The sequence below is a fragment of the Wolbachia endosymbiont of Cardiocondyla obscurior genome (assembly GCF_902713635.1).
Taxonomy (GTDB): Bacteria; Pseudomonadota; Alphaproteobacteria; order Rickettsiales; family Anaplasmataceae; genus Wolbachia; species Wolbachia pipientis.
The window spans coordinates 1-14,698 of the sequence record NZ_CACTIU010000028.1; the positions used below are offsets into that span (position 1 = coordinate 1).

Below are 14,698 nucleotides of genomic sequence, written 5' to 3' on the forward strand. Positions count from 1 at the left end.
ACAACCGTCATCCCGCTGCTTGTTAGCGGGATCTCTTGTTAGCGGCTGAGATACCGCGAATGAATCGCGGTATGACGTAGATTGCTGTCATTCCAGTGCTCCTTTTTTTGTCATCCCAGTGTCTGGGCACTGGGATGACAGCTAGCCTGACAACCGTCATCCCGCCACTTGTTAGCGGGATCTAGAAATACCGAGAATGAATCGCGGTATGACGTAGGACTGCTGTCATTCCAGTCTGGAATCTAGTTCTTATTGTACATTTACTTGGTAGAGTTAAATTTCCTGGATCCAAGTAGTCGGCTACTCGGATGACAGGAGAAGGTACTGCCGTCATAAAGGAACCAGTGTCAGCTACTTGGATGATACCTTTTTTCTACTTAGTTTGGGTTATGCAAGAAGTCTATTATAATCAGGCTTTAAATGTGCGGAAGTAATTTTTTTCGTTAAAGTAAAAAATTTTTTCTATAGCTGATCAAAGTGGGATCAAGAGAAACTTACCACTTTCTTTACAAAGGGTTTGATGTTACCATTTGACTGCCTATTCTGAATTTATTGAATGAACGTTAACATAAAAAATCTAGTTCATGCTTTCTCTAAATTGCCAAGTTTAGGGCCATCATCATCACGCAGGTTAGTTATACATTTACTCCAAAACAAAGAAAAAGTTATGCTACCACTTGCATCTTTGATTAAAGAGCTAGCAGATCTTATAATAGAGTGTGAAGTTTGCGGAAATCTAGATACTAAGTCACCTTGTTCTATTTGTACTAACCCAAAACGTGACACTAAGTTACTGTGTGTAGTAGAAGAATTAGGTGATCTATGGGCGTTTGAAAAAGGAAGTATATATTCAGGTTTATACCATGTTTTGGGTGGCAGATTATCTGCGATAAATGGCATAGGTCCAAAAGAACTTAACCTTGATACTATTCTGGAAAGAGTGACAAAATCTAAAGTTGAAGAGATAATTATTGCAATTAATCCGACATTAGAGGGTCAAGTTACTGCACAATATATAATTGAATTGCTAAAAAACTTGAATATGAAAATATCACGTCTTGCTTGCGGCATACCAATGGGCGGAGAAATTGACTACCTAGATGAAGGAACGCTGAGGATAGCACTTACTTCAAGACAAGAATATGAGTTAAATATAAAATAAGACATGTGCTTAAAAAAACTTATATCGCTAATAACATTCAAAAAGAAAGAAATAGCGCCACCACTTAAAGTGGTGGCTTGGGAAAATGACCGCCTAAACTATAAGCAATTTTCAGGTAAATTCAACACTATAATTAAAACAATTGATCAGTCTTTTACAATAATATCTTTAGAAGGATATGATGGATGGGGCAAGACGTTTTTTTTGAAAGAATGGGTAAAAGAGTTAAAACAGCAAAATGAAATTGTAGCTTATTATAGTGCATGGGATATCAATGCATTGGACCAACCACTTCCTTCTTTTTTAAATTTTCTATTTGAAGATTTATTTGCATCGTATGAAGTAAAAAGAAGCGTTATACAACAGTTCAAGAACATAAACCAAGAGCTATTTTCTCTAAACACACTAGGAAAGCTGATCAGTAAATCTCCACTTGCTATGCTTTCAGTATTTCTTGATGCTGCAAAAGAGGCTGATAAAAAAGACATAGGTTTTGTCTTGAGTGAATTAAGTCTTCTCCAAAGAAGAAAAGAGAGTACTAGAGATTTCAAAATACAGTTAGCGGATGTGGTTAATAAAATCAGAAAAGACAAAAACATTTATATAATGGTGGATAATCTTGATGTGTGCCGTCCTAAATTCGTTGTCGATTTTTTGGAATCTATAAAGTATATGCTTGATGTGGAGGGGCTGGTTTTCATTATTTCTGTAAGTAAAGATAAGAGTAATGTACAAAGAGCAATCAGCACAATACTTGGACCAAATTTTGACCTAAAATCTTTTACTGATCTCTCTTTACATTTGCCAAAACAACCGATAGAAAAATTTACAAAAGAACTATTTGAAAATATTAAATTACCGAAAAAGTCAAAAAATTTGATTGTAGATAGTTTTATATTTTATGCAGAAAGCCTGTCACTATCGTTAAAAACAATAGAATACTGCGTAAAAAAAATAAAGCTGTGTCTTCTGAATCACACAAGAGAAGAATTACCTGATCCGAATTTGTTTGCATTTTTGGTAATACTGCAATCAATAAATATTGATATATATGAGGAACTAGATTCCTCATGTCAAAGATCCTTGGAAAAAATTGAAAATGAATATAAATCTTTAGTTCTAAATGGTCAAGAAGAATGGGAAAAACTTAAAACCTCTCTAGAAACTGCTTTTGCAGAGAGGGAGTCAAAAATTAACAAAGCTATAAAGGATATACTATTTTGAAAAGATACCCTACCTTCACATATACAAAGATAGGGTAACATTTGATTAACGCCCTTTTACTATGTCATTACCTTGTTCAAACTTTCTGATTAATTCGCTTACATTGACATTAGATAATTTTTTACCTGCAGATTTGTCATTATGTGAAGCATCAGGTTTACGAAGGTCTTCCTTACTGTTACTCCTAGTAATATTACATCTAACAATGTTTGAATTATTAGACTTATCGCTTACATCTGAAATATTGCTTTTTTCACTACATGAAGACGAATTACTCGACATATTGCCTAAGCTAAAGAGCTTTTTACCTTGATAGATTGGATTCCAATCAAGTGGATTATAAGTTTTTTGCTAGTCTCAACCTTTTGGTTATTTTGCTGTTTAGGAGAAAAACCAAGTTTTTCTCTTTCTTTCTTGCTTAGCGTTTTGAGAAATTTTACGGTTTCTAATTCATCAGTTGCTTGTACTTTATGTAAATCAAAGCTTTTTTGATGGTTATCCTGCTTAACATTTTCCATCATTTTATCTTTTATTGTTCTATCCTCATCATCAGAAGTGCTGCTACTAACATCACTGATACCACTACCCCCTGAATCACGGCGTTGTTTGTTAGGAGTGCTATGAATATTGTCTTCCATGAGTTTTCGCATTGTTGGGCCAAATGTTCTTCCAAGATTGCTACTCACTGTTTTATTACTATCATTTGCTTGGAAATGAGATGCATTTTGCTCAAAAATTGCTTTTATTCCAGCAAATTTAGCTTGGGAAGATTTCGGAGGAACAGGTGGAACAACCATGCCTTTTGAGTTTTCATTTTTAGAAAAAATTTTTGGATTATTTTTTTCTACTGTAGTATTCATTTTTTTACCTCTAAACCTATTAACTAATAAAAGTATAAACTTAGAGGTATTAATTTTGTAATAACAATGCTAATAGATTACCGCAGTTTCAATAAGCATCACCAGAGGATTCTCTATATAATGCTTAAAGGCATTTAAAAACTTTGCTCCGAGTGCCCCATCAACTGCTCTATGGTCAACAGAAAGTGTTACTGTCATTATTTCTGCTATTTCTATTTTCTCATTCATAACAATTGGTTGTTTTTTAGATGCACCAACTGCCATAATGCAAGATTGCGGTGGATTGATTATAGCACTGAAGGCTTTTATACCAAACATCCCTAAATTAGAAATAGTAAACCCACCTCCTTGAAATTCTTCAGGTTTCAATTTTCCAGATCTTGCTCTGCTTACTAAATCTTTCACTTCTTTTGATATAGATAAAATACCCTTTTTATCAGCATTTTTTACTATAGGAGTAATTAGCCCATCTTCAAGTGCCACAGCGATTGAAATATCTACATTCGAGTATTTAAGTATTTTATTATCTATCCACGAAGAATTTATATCAGGAAATTTTTTCATGCTAAAAGCCACAGCTTTGATAATTAAGTCATTGATTGTTACTTTATTGTTTTCATCTGCTGAGTTAATCTCGTTTTTTAACGATATTAACTTATCAACCTGGCAGTCTACAGTTAAATAAAAATGTGGAACATTCTGTTTGGATTCAGTCAGGCGCTGTGCTATCACTTGGCGTATGTTGCTTACTTCAACTATCTCAGGACTTTCAGTGCATGTACCACTACCTAAAAACTCCAACACATCAGCCTTAATTATGCGACCATATGGTCCTGTACCTTTTAATTGCTGCACATTAACCCCTTCATTTTGAGCTATTTTCTTAGCTAATGGGCTTATTTTTGTTCTACCTTCTGCATAACCCTCTGTCATCTGAGTAGCTGACACTGGGATCCATTCTTCTTTTCTAGATCCCAGTGTCAAGCACTGGGATGACATTGAGGGGTTGGATTCCAGCGTCACGCGCTGGAATAACACCGAAGAATGACTTATTGGCTTTCCGTTTAAATCTTGGTGTTCTGATTTTTGATTATCAACAGCACTTTTTGTCACTTCCTTTTTAACTGCACTATTGATGGAAGTTGAAGTATAGTTGTTAAGTGCACTTTCATCTTCTCCTTCTTCCAGCATTAAAGCTATTGGTTGATTTACAGGCACGCCACTTGTTCCTTCTGTTACTAAAATTTTTGCTAAAACTCCTTCATCTATAGATTCAAACTCCATTATGGCTTTATCAGTCTCTATCTCAGCAATTACGTCGCCTACTTCAACTTTGTCTTGTTCTTTTTTATGCCACTTTACAATTTTTCCTCCAGTTTTGCTCATTGTCGGTGAAAGAGCAGGCATTAATATTTCTATAGGCATTGATTTTGCATTTAAAGATCTATTCAATTTTTAATTTACTCTTTATCTTATGTCAACCTAATCGTGAATTATGATGAATAAGTCTGTTACACTATCCCTCACGTTATCCCAGTGCGTGACACTGGGATCTTGGTTCAGTACTATTATCCTATTGTTTTTATTATTTAGCCATAGCTTGTTTGCTAACAACTTTGTTTCAACCAAATCAAATAAGATCAACATGAGAACGGGGCCAGGGTTTCACTATCCTGTAAAATGGATATACACTTGCAAAAATCTGCCCCTGAAAGTGATAGAAGAGTTTGAGAGTTGGAAAAAGGTCTGCGATATAGATGAAGACTGCGGATGGATAAAAGGCAATCTTCTTAGTGATAAGCGCTACGCGATTGTAAAAGAAGATACTTATGGATATCAAAAACAGAGTGTAGACAGCAAGATTACTATAAAAATAGACAAATTTGTTGTAATGAAAATAGAAAAGTGTAACGAAGAATGGTGCTTTCTTTCCACCCCAAAACGCAAAGCATGGGTACAAAAAAAACATATATATGGGGTTGATTAGGTTGACAAAAGATCTGAATTAACACTAGTTTCTGGGCCTTCTGTAGCATGCTCTTCAGATGAAGCAGAGGGTTCTTGAGGCTCTGGAGACTGTACAGGGCTATCACAGAAACTCCTTAACATCTCCTCAGCGGATGAATCTAAAATTTGTACAATAGACTTTTCACTCTGCTCTTTTAGCGATTGATCCACTCTAGAAATCAACTCAGAAAACTCGCTACCTGATTTTTCAGCTTCACTTTTTATTTTACTTTCTATGCTTGCAATATTACCTTGGTCAATTTCTTCTTTTGTTATGTTGAATGACTTTGCAACATCTTGATATCCAATCTTGCAATTTCCACAACCAATTATGCAAAAAGTAATAGAATCAGATATTTCGCTTGCAGCCCAATTATGTATAGTGTAAGCCAAATAATTGTCATGGTATTTAATGCTAAATTGTTGTTCTATTAACTCAGAAATTTTATTCTTTAGAGACATAAAGCACCCTCCTACATTCGTTATACCTTTTTGTTAAGATACAGCAATTACACCATTTACTACATGCTTTACTTTAATTAATTATTAAGACAAGAGCATCATTTCCAGAGCTATATCTTTTTACCTTGATAATTCTTTTTTGATTTCCTCTTTAATTATCCCACTTATATTCACGTTAAGATCCCCTACCCAAAAATCAGTCATAGTTTCAAGATCGTATAGATCCTCTATTACTTTTTTAATAGCAGCATTTATTTCTTCTTCGTCAAATTCCTTTATAATAGGTCTAATCTTCACATACCCTGGAGAGCCTTTACCATAAATTCCTTTGCTTTTATTAATGCAGCCACCTGCACCAGATCTACTGCTTCTCAAACCACTTCCACACTCTACTGTTTCATACTTGATTTCACCATTTTCTATATATGCTATTTGATTGTCTTGTGTAGACTTCAGTTTATCTGCCTTTACAATTTTCTCCTCTAGCTTTAAATCTTGCTTATGAATTACTGTTTCCTCATAACCCTTACCACCGTATGTTCTATACTCACCTCCACCTGCAACAGTAATCAGTTGCTGGCAATGTTGCTTCTGCGAATTGCACATTTCTATGAAAACAGGTCCCCCGTCCTTATCTGAGAGGTTACTTTCCTGGTTACCCCCTCCCTCTGTGACTTGCACCTTAATTATAGGATAATTAGGATCGATTTTCAGTTTAGCTTTAATATAATCTCCTGGCATCCCTACTCTGCTTTCAGTAGAATGGCATTTTTGATTGTCACAGCCACTACCTTGTATATGACCTGCTTCACCACTTCCCCACGCTTCTATTTTAATACGATCAAATTTTATTGATAAGTCATCTGTATAAACATCTTTATTTTTATGATCATAGGATTTTTCATTATTTTTTTCAAGATCTGGTTTCTTATTTTTCAGCTGTTCCTTGATTATCTCTTTTAATTTTTCTTTTAATTTCTTTTTGAGACCTTCTAAATCGAACCTACACAATTTATCAGCGTAAAAGACCTCCGTTCTGTTTGCTTTTATTGGTGCTTCTGGTTGCGTGACAACGCCATTTGTATTTTGTGAAATCTTTGTATAAAAAGGTTGAGTGTTTTTTTTGTCTACATATCGTGTTGAACGGCTGCATGTTCCAGTAAAGCAGATACAACCATCATCACCTTGATTACATTTTTCTCTATGCTCTACATCCGTCAATTTGTACACTACTTTCAGTCCTTTACTAGATTTAAATGTATCGTCTATCTCATCATTTCTTTTTACACAGTAACTGCATTTCCCCTTTTCCTGTTTATTGTTGTCAGGGAAGAAAACATACCCTTGCTTATTGAATATTATTTTATCTAACTCACTCTGATCTCTGTTTAAGAGATCGGCTCTTTTATTTTCCTTGCTTGGAAGATAATAGAACTGATTTGATTCCTTGGAGTAAACAGCATTGTATTTAGTATATCTTGTTCCCATTAATTTTAGTGGTATTATTTTATTTTCTCTTTTAAGAACAAACTCCTCTGGTTCTGGCTGCCATCCAGAAAGACAAAGCATTTTACTGTTAGAATTTCCTTTATACTTTACTTCTATTTCCGGCTGCCCAGAGTTATTAAATTCACATTGAATAGATTTGTCTTTTAACTTTTTCTCAAAATCATTAAAACTATAAAAACTTCCGCCTTTAGAACATTTAATTTGCACATCAGGAACATAGCCATATTCTTTCAGAACTTTAAATTGTTGCGGATTACTTTCTAATATACCTTCTATAATATTATCAATATTACTATCAGTTGTTTTTGCTACTATTGCTGGTTTTACTACTTTTAAAGATAGGGGGCCAATATTTACAGCGGTATTAACATTAAAAGTACATAAACCATCACTGTAGGTTCCACGTGCTTCATAAGTACAAGTGCTCTCGCTCATCTTCATTCTTATCTTTAACGTGTCACTCTGCTTTCCAGACGTGTTACTTTGTACTATTTCTACTACTTCAGGCTCTGGAGCAGGTGGTGCAGGGAAACAGCGGACGAACTGTGGATTTTTTTTGTCTATACTTTTAGTTCCATGGTATTCAGCGCAGAGCTGGCCCTTTTTTCTATAGGTTTTGAAGTAATAGTGAGTATCCTTATCTGTAACAGTATATGAGTGATTTGGAATGTTCTCATTATTTGAAACAACGTGTGGAAAACCTAACTCTTTTCTTTCCTCCAGTCCGCTAATTATCACCCCAACTCTTGGATCGAAGTAATCATTATCTTCATTTGTTATAGGAACAATTCTAACTTGTGGAGGTGACATCGCAAGTTGTTCACAGAATGGAGGGGGGCTAGGTGCAAGTGGCACAGGAGCACATTTTACTGCCGTTTGGTAGCAGGTATCACAGACTTTTTCCATCTCCCCAGGACGGAAAATATTCTCACCCGAAAATACTCTAGAACCCCATGAAGAAATTCCTGACATACAAGCCCCTTTTTGACTGCAAGCACATATTTTAGGAGAGTTAGCGAATCTTCTTTTTTCCTCATCAGTAACACCGTCTGCCCATTCCCATTTAAGACCCCGAGCAATTTCTCCTCCAGCTTTTGTTTTATCCCCTTCCCAATCAATAAAAGCTGCAGCAGAAACTCCAGCTCCTGTACCTTGCGTTCCATATATCTGGCGGCAGGATTCCCCACTTTGTAAGTCATAACAATAACTTTGTCCATCATAAGCACATACTCTAATTTTGGGATTAAAGTAACCATCAACTCCTTGATCTTTTATTGCTTGCACCTTAATTTCCTTTACCCAATCTCCACCAACTATTGCTTCCCACCAAGTATTACTTTCTACAAATGTTGGACAATCAGCATATCCTTGATACGAAAGACCAAGTATCAAAAAAAATATCAATAAGAAATTAAGCCTTACACTTCTCATAAAATACCGGTAACCACTCATTAACTTCTTCTCCTTTTTCTTTTATTGCCTCATACATATACTTTATAGTCTCTTTGTTAGCTGAAAGTACATGTATTTCTTGCATATCCTTCAAATCCAGATTTAAGGTTACTAATCCTTTGTACTGTTTTATCAAAAATAAACCTTCCTGTGTTGGCGTCTGCAGAATTATATTCAGCTCCTCTTTCGATAGAGAAAATGCCTTCATGTATAATCTATTTGCATTGACGTTCGGCATCAAGATTCTTGTATCAACATGTTTATCTAAATATTGAGTAAATTTGCTAGCAAATGCGAGATTTAAATTTTCAGTACTTAGGATTACTACAACATTTAGTTCCGTCATTCTTTGCATCCAGTTATCAAACTCTTTCTCTGTAGGAAAAATATTACTTATCTCCCATGCTTCATCCAAAACAAGTATTGCAGGCGAGCCATCACATTTTGCCTCAAAAGAATATAAAAAATAGTAAAGTATCACGGACATACATTCCTTTTGTTTTGTAAGGTTTGCGGTGTTGAGAGATATAATTTTTGTTTCCCAGTCAATATCTGATTCATTACCATCTTGAAATAAGTAAGCAAAGTCACCATCGTCACACCATCTACTTATCTTACCCCCAAGGAGCAAGAGCACCTCAGAAATTTGTGAAATAGAACGTGATTCCTTGGGTATAGCAAATATAGAATCCACAATTTTTCTTATCTTTTCTTCTACGTCCACCAAGCTCGTATCGGCTACCATTCTTCTGATCAGTTCAACCAACATATTGCGATTGGAAGCACTATCTTCAATGTTTAGTGGATTAAATTTTAGGCTTTTGTCCTTATATTTTGGATCGATTATGTAATATTTACCACTCACTGCTTTAGTAAAAATTATTGATTTTCCAGTGTTATCCAATATGACAATTCTTGGGTTAAACTTTCTTGATTCTGATAATAGAAAATTAATGAGTGAAGTTCTGCCTGAATTTGGAGCTCCGAGTATCGTAGTATGGCCATTATTTCTTTTTCCATGAAAATTAAAGAAGTAAGGATTTCCTTTTTTTGAGAAAAAAATCATTACCGCTTCTTTCCACCTTCTTCCTTTTAATGTACCTGACGTAAAATCGTGCAGCATAGCAAAGCTGCAAGCGTATTTTGTTAAGATATTTTTCGGTTGCGTAATAAAAGCAAAATTGCCTGGAAGTTGTGCCCAAAAATGACTTTCCATATGTAAATCAGTTCTAAACATCATGAAGCCAACTAATGACATTATAGAAGATAAATCACTAATACTTTCAGCTAACTTATTCCTATCATCTGCAAATATTGTAAAAATAATTTTCTGTTGGCAGAAGTCTATACTAGAGGTCTTTTCAAGCTCTATTATTTCTTCAATTCCTGAGCTTTTAAGTAAGGTATTATCCTCACTAATTTGCAGCATGTTGATTTGTTTTTTAAATTCTTTTATTGCTTTGTTATTACTAGTAAATATCATTATTTCTGTAATGATAAATTCAGATTCAAGCTGCAAGCATCTATCTATATTACCTAAAGAGATTTCCCGGTATTCTTTTATGCTGAAAATAGAGCCAAATTTCTGTTGATTTTCAAATATTGTTTGAAACGTATTGAAACCAAAAGCTATTTTAAAATTTCTAATATATTGCGACAGGTCCCTTTCATGTATTGGATAATCTTTGTGCGTTAATGTAACAATATAGTGGAGAAATTCTATCATTTCAGAATATATTTTACCTTCACTAAACCTTAGACTCAGTTTTTTAGCTCCAAAAGGTCCTAAATCATTTTGAATTACGTCAGTTATCTTTTGCAACTCCTGATGGCTTTCTTGTAAAGACAACTTATGCTTATTCTTTATTCTATTGAAAAAAAACGAATTATTAGTATGCTTGCCAAAATCGCTAAACAATATTACAATGTATAGTTCATTTATATACTGTAATTTACTATCAGTTAGTTTATTAAACCACGTTGAATGTAGGTTGTCAGAGAAGTCTTCAGTTTTATTCCATTTCAAGCTCAGTTTATTGCGCTTTCTAACGGTATGAATCCAAACGGTAAAATACAGGCTATTAATATTTTTTGATATGCTTTTTCTAATTTCAGTTCTGAGGTCGCTGTAGTTATCAACAGAAGAATAATCTTCTAACTTGATTATTTTTAACAATTCTCCCTGTTTTGTTAGTATGGTTTCTTCATCGTAATGACAAGCATAAGGAACAAAATCTAAATCAATGCTTTCTAGTAATGCTAAGTTGTTCTTTTTTTTAAGCTTAGAGTTAACTGTTGGTACTTTTAACTGCATATGCGTATTCAATAAAGATAATTAAAAAAGATAAAAATACTATCTTAATTTTTATCTTTTTTTTCGCTATCGGATTGTAATTTTATATCTTTTGCAAAGTTAAATTTTTCTTTTAAGTAGTCTGTTGCCTTTTCTGTACTACCGAACATCAGGACCAGTACACCAAACATTATCATAAAAAAGATTAGACCTCTGAACACTACTGCAAGTATCACTGCAGCTATACACAACCCTATGATTGTTGAAGGACTCATATTTTCTACAGTATCTTTAACTGAAAATGAAGAAATAAAATTTTTTACCGTTTCTTGTATACCCTTTAATTCATCACTCGCCGAACTTGCTTCGCTAGAATATGATGCAAAAATGAAACTTAATAAGGCTATAAAAACCAAAACTTTATTCAATTGAATGCGCATCAACTAAACACCTTTTAAACATTCCTCAAATATAACAACTTTTATATCAATAGGCAAGAACTGAATTCACTTATCCACTACAAGTAACACATATTTAATTTTTACCGCTGTGAACATGCTGTAAGCTCTTATCATCAACAAGAGGACTCACATTAATGGATGTTAATTTACTTGATAGGAAGTTTGAATGCAATTCAGCTACTGCTGCTATAGCAAGCACTGCAACCATAGCAAGTAGTCCTGCTCCTATCAATCCTGATGTCATTGCTCCTGCAACAATGCACCCTATTGTGGAGAGAGCACAACCTGCTACAAATGCAACGTGAAGATTTCTGTTATTGGGTTGGTTTTTAAGTAGGATATCTTTCTTAACTTGATCTGGATTTGCTTGACCATCTGAGTTTTCATTTTCTTGCATTTTTGGCTCTTTTTTTACAGTCTGCTCTGGCTGCACTTGAGTCTCGTTTTCTTTTGGGGATTCCAAATTTGATTCTAATAACTCAGTTTTTTCTCCACCCTCTGGTTGTAAGCCATTATCTTCTTCAACAGAGCTCAATGTTGAGTTTAAACTTTCCTCAGATGAAGTGCTTGCTATTGATGTTAAACTGTTTTTTCTACTATTTATTGGTGATATCGAGTTTTTTTCACTCAGTCCAGGTGAGTTTATTCCACTATCTGAACCACTACCGTTACCAAGCTTAGGAGTTTTTATATTCTTCTTTAATTGCTCCATAACTTTACTATATTTTCTAGATACCTCTTTCGGAATATCTAATTGGCCAAGTATTTTAGTATCACCACTTTTTTTCTCAGCTACATTCAAGGGTGTTTCTTGTGTGTTGTTTTGCTCTTCAATATGTCCTAGCTGCATTTGATCTTCAATATTTTCTTCAACAGCATTTGGTATTGAGCTTACACTGCTGCTCCTGTTAGTAATATCCAAAATTGTTTTTACTATTTTTCCTCTTTTTGTTTGTGGTCTTTGTGATTGTTCTCTTTCATTGTTAAATACTGTAGGTACAGCTAGTTCTTCTGATTTTATTACTTCATCTTTCAATGCAGGAAGAAAGTTTTCGATATAATACTTATAATGTTTTTGATATTCCTCTTGTTTTTCTGGTGATTTTTCTAATTGTTCTCTCAGCGATTTTTCTAATTCAGTTAATACCTCAGGACTAGCTCCTTCCTTGAACAACTCTATGCATTTTTTGATAGTTCCATCTCCATTTTTTTTTGGGCTTTCATGATTATGTGTTTTTTTTGTTACCTTTTTGTATATAGTGTCGTGCAATTGTTGGTTAATAACTTCTTTATTATTCTGAGGTTTTTTTAAAGTACCTGGCATAGACTCCTCCATACAAATAAAATGTATAGATACCTCTTTAGCGTTAATTTTACATTAAAATTGGATAATTATGCCATATTATGGATAATTAATGGCAACTTGCTTATTGTGAGGTCGCTTAACTATTTGCTTTCTGGGTTTTCTACTTCTACAGATTTGCTCTCAATATAATTGTTTGCTTGTTGAACTAACATATCCACTACTTCTTTTACAGGCTTTTCCCTATCAACCATGCCAACACTTTGACCGGCCATTAAAGATCCCGTTTCAACATCTCCTTCAATCACTGCTCTTCTTAAAGCTCCAGCCCAGAACTTTTCTATTTCAAGCTGCCCATCTTCTTTTGAGATCTGTCCCTTTTGGTATTCATCAATAACTTCTTTTTGACGCTTCATAAAGTCATCACTTGCTTTGTTAGCTATAGCTCTTACAGGAATTACAGGAAAATCAGCACTTATCTGTACAGAAGGTATTGCATTACGTGCGGCCGATTTAATAAACACTTCCTTGAAATTTTTGTGGGCAATTGACTCATTAGTGCAGACAAATAATGTACCTATTTGACAGCCACTTGCTCCCATTTCCAGGTAATTAATTATCATTTCACCTCTTCCTATTCCACCTGCAACAAACACTGGTATTTGTTCATTTTTAAAATGAGGCAATATCTCTTGTGCAAGAACAGAAGTGCTAACTGGACCTATATGCCCACCTGCTTCCATTCCTTCTATTATTAATGCATCTACTCCCATTTTTACTAACCTTTTCGCAAGGCTTAATGCTGGTGCAAAGCACATAACTTTAATGCCCGCACCCTTGATTTTTTCTATATTAGGCTTTGTTGGCAGTCCACCGGCAAGCACTATATGGCTCACTTTCGTTTCAATACACACATCTATCAACTCACTCAACTTTGGGTGCATAGTAATTAGATTTACACCAAATGGCTTGTTAGTTAATTGCTGCGTCTCTATGATTTCTTTTTCCAGTAAGTCTGGAAACATTGCACCACATGCAATCACACCAAAACCACCAGCGTTTGAGATTGCTGAGACCAAGTTTCTCTCTGAAACCCAGCTCATAGCACCACCCATTATAGCAAACTCACTGCCAAGAAAATCTGTTCCTTTTTTCCAGAGGCTACTTAACATATAACCTATATCATGCGTTTAAAAATGTTTTGTTTATCTATAAATGTGTGCTTCAAAGCGCCAAGTATATGTAAGATTATAAAGAGTACCATAAAATACGCAAACATCGAATGTAGCTGATTAGCTGCGTTAGCTAGATCTTTGTTTTGATTAATCAACAAAGGGATATGAAAAAAATATTTGATCTGTTTGCCAGAAGCAGAAGACATAACATAGCCAGATAGTGGCATTAGCACCATTAAAGAATATAAACCAAAGTGTACTGCTTTACTTATATTGATTACAAACCGAGAAAAATTTGCTGGAAGTGGTGGAACATAAGTAAAGACGCGAAAAAATATGCGTACTATGATTAATCCAAGAATAGTGATACCGCAAGCCTTATGAATAGCGTATATGTTGAACTTAATTTCATTGCTAAGTGGCAGGCTTTTCATATAAAGTCCAGAACAAAGCATACCGATAATAAAAACAGCCATCAACCAATGGATAACCCTTAAACCTAGGCTATATTTATCGTCTTCCATTTTGATTACCCTAAAGTAGCATTTATATAATAGAAAAACTATTTTTCAATCAAAATTATTAAAGCAATTTAGATTTACCGACAATGTAGCTATACAAATTCGACCCAGCCGAGAGTCAAGTAGCAGGCACTGGCATCTAAGTCATAGAAACGGATCAAATGCAAAACTTACTTGACACCCTTCGCCAGCCCCCTTATCATGAAACTGAAGCTATTTATTTATCTTCTCTGTACAGATTAAATGACAAAAAAACTCAACGTATCTGG

General features: G+C 34.5%; 15 protein-coding genes. 3 read left to right on the forward strand and 12 right to left on the reverse strand.

Annotated elements, in window-relative coordinates; genetic code table 11:
- Nucleotides 1-22 precede the first annotated feature (22 nt).
- Both WOCAOBSORBRA_RS02945 and WOCAOBSORBRA_RS02950 read right to left on the reverse strand, forming a co-directional pair.
- Nucleotides 23-160, reverse strand: a complete 138-nt coding sequence (locus WOCAOBSORBRA_RS02945; RefSeq protein WP_174515892.1) for a hypothetical protein — start codon at nt 158-160, stop codon at nt 23-25.
- 21 nt (nt 161-181) lie between these two features.
- Nucleotides 182-334: a hypothetical protein gene (locus tag WOCAOBSORBRA_RS02950; RefSeq protein ID WP_174515893.1), complete on the reverse strand. Its 153-nt coding sequence runs from the start codon at nt 332-334 to the stop codon at nt 182-184.
- A 222-nt stretch (nt 335-556) separates the two neighbouring features.
- On the opposite strand from WOCAOBSORBRA_RS02950, the gene recR reads away from it, so the two are divergent.
- Both recR and WOCAOBSORBRA_RS02960 read left to right on the forward strand, forming a co-directional pair.
- A complete protein-coding gene (gene recR / locus WOCAOBSORBRA_RS02955) occupies nt 557-1,162 on the forward strand; it encodes a recombination mediator RecR (RefSeq protein WP_174515894.1) in 606 nt (201 codons plus the stop codon).
- Between the two features lie 3 nt (nt 1,163-1,165).
- Entirely contained in the window at nt 1,166-2,386 is a 1,221-nt protein-coding gene (locus tag WOCAOBSORBRA_RS02960; protein WP_174515895.1) for a KAP family P-loop NTPase fold protein, read from the forward strand.
- 45 nt (nt 2,387-2,431) lie between these two features.
- Here WOCAOBSORBRA_RS02960 and WOCAOBSORBRA_RS06270 read toward each other — a convergent pair whose 3' ends face one another.
- From WOCAOBSORBRA_RS06270 to WOCAOBSORBRA_RS02970, 3 genes are all read right to left on the reverse strand, one after another.
- On the reverse strand, nt 2,432-2,668 hold the full coding sequence (locus WOCAOBSORBRA_RS06270; RefSeq protein WP_246165610.1) for a hypothetical protein: 237 nt from the start codon (nt 2,666-2,668) through the stop codon (nt 2,432-2,434).
- A 5-nt stretch (nt 2,669-2,673) separates the two neighbouring features.
- Nucleotides 2,674-3,246: a hypothetical protein gene (locus tag WOCAOBSORBRA_RS02965; RefSeq protein WP_246165611.1), complete on the reverse strand. Its 573-nt coding sequence runs from the start codon at nt 3,244-3,246 to the stop codon at nt 2,674-2,676.
- 69 nt (nt 3,247-3,315) lie between these two features.
- A complete protein-coding gene (locus WOCAOBSORBRA_RS02970; RefSeq protein ID WP_174515900.1) occupies nt 3,316-4,671 on the reverse strand; it encodes a dihydrolipoamide acetyltransferase family protein in 1,356 nt (451 codons plus the stop codon).
- A 70-nt stretch (nt 4,672-4,741) separates the two neighbouring features.
- Between WOCAOBSORBRA_RS02970 and WOCAOBSORBRA_RS02975 the strand changes: the two genes are divergently transcribed.
- On the forward strand, nt 4,742-5,233 hold the full coding sequence (locus WOCAOBSORBRA_RS02975) for an SH3 domain-containing protein (RefSeq protein ID WP_015589424.1): 492 nt from the start codon (nt 4,742-4,744) through the stop codon (nt 5,231-5,233).
- On the opposite strand, the gene WOCAOBSORBRA_RS02980 is transcribed toward WOCAOBSORBRA_RS02975, so the two are convergent.
- From WOCAOBSORBRA_RS02980 to WOCAOBSORBRA_RS03010, 7 genes are all read right to left on the reverse strand, one after another.
- Nucleotides 5,230-5,715 carry a WBM0748 family T4SS-associated protein gene (locus tag WOCAOBSORBRA_RS02980; RefSeq protein WP_010082090.1) on the reverse strand — a complete coding sequence of 162 codons (486 nt, stop codon included), beginning with the start codon at nt 5,713-5,715 and terminating at the stop codon, nt 5,230-5,232. The genes WOCAOBSORBRA_RS02975 and WOCAOBSORBRA_RS02980 overlap by 4 nt on opposite strands.
- 120 nt (nt 5,716-5,835) lie before the next feature.
- A complete protein-coding gene (locus tag WOCAOBSORBRA_RS02985) occupies nt 5,836-8,655 on the reverse strand; it encodes a hypothetical protein (RefSeq protein ID WP_174515896.1) in 2,820 nt (939 codons plus the stop codon).
- Nucleotides 8,636-10,990, reverse strand: coding sequence for a VirB4 family type IV secretion/conjugal transfer ATPase (locus WOCAOBSORBRA_RS02990; RefSeq protein ID WP_174515897.1), 2,355 nt, complete (start codon nt 10,988-10,990; stop codon nt 8,636-8,638). The genes WOCAOBSORBRA_RS02985 and WOCAOBSORBRA_RS02990 overlap by 20 nt, the downstream gene beginning before the upstream one ends.
- 44 nt (nt 10,991-11,034) lie before the next feature.
- The gene (locus tag WOCAOBSORBRA_RS02995; RefSeq protein WP_022626145.1) at nt 11,035-11,409 is read right to left on the reverse strand and encodes a hypothetical protein; all 375 of its coding nucleotides are present in this window, start codon (nt 11,407-11,409) and stop codon (nt 11,035-11,037) included.
- A 94-nt stretch (nt 11,410-11,503) separates the two neighbouring features.
- A complete protein-coding gene (locus tag WOCAOBSORBRA_RS03000) occupies nt 11,504-12,754 on the reverse strand; it encodes a hypothetical protein (RefSeq protein WP_155969231.1) in 1,251 nt (416 codons plus the stop codon).
- Between the two features lie 122 nt (nt 12,755-12,876).
- On the reverse strand, nt 12,877-13,905 hold the full coding sequence (locus tag WOCAOBSORBRA_RS03005) for an NAD(P)H-dependent flavin oxidoreductase (RefSeq protein WP_174515898.1): 1,029 nt from the start codon (nt 13,903-13,905) through the stop codon (nt 12,877-12,879).
- Between the two features lie 5 nt (nt 13,906-13,910).
- Nucleotides 13,911-14,432, reverse strand: a complete 522-nt coding sequence (locus WOCAOBSORBRA_RS03010; protein ID WP_174515899.1) for a cytochrome b — start codon at nt 14,430-14,432, stop codon at nt 13,911-13,913.
- Nucleotides 14,433-14,698 lie beyond the last annotated feature (266 nt).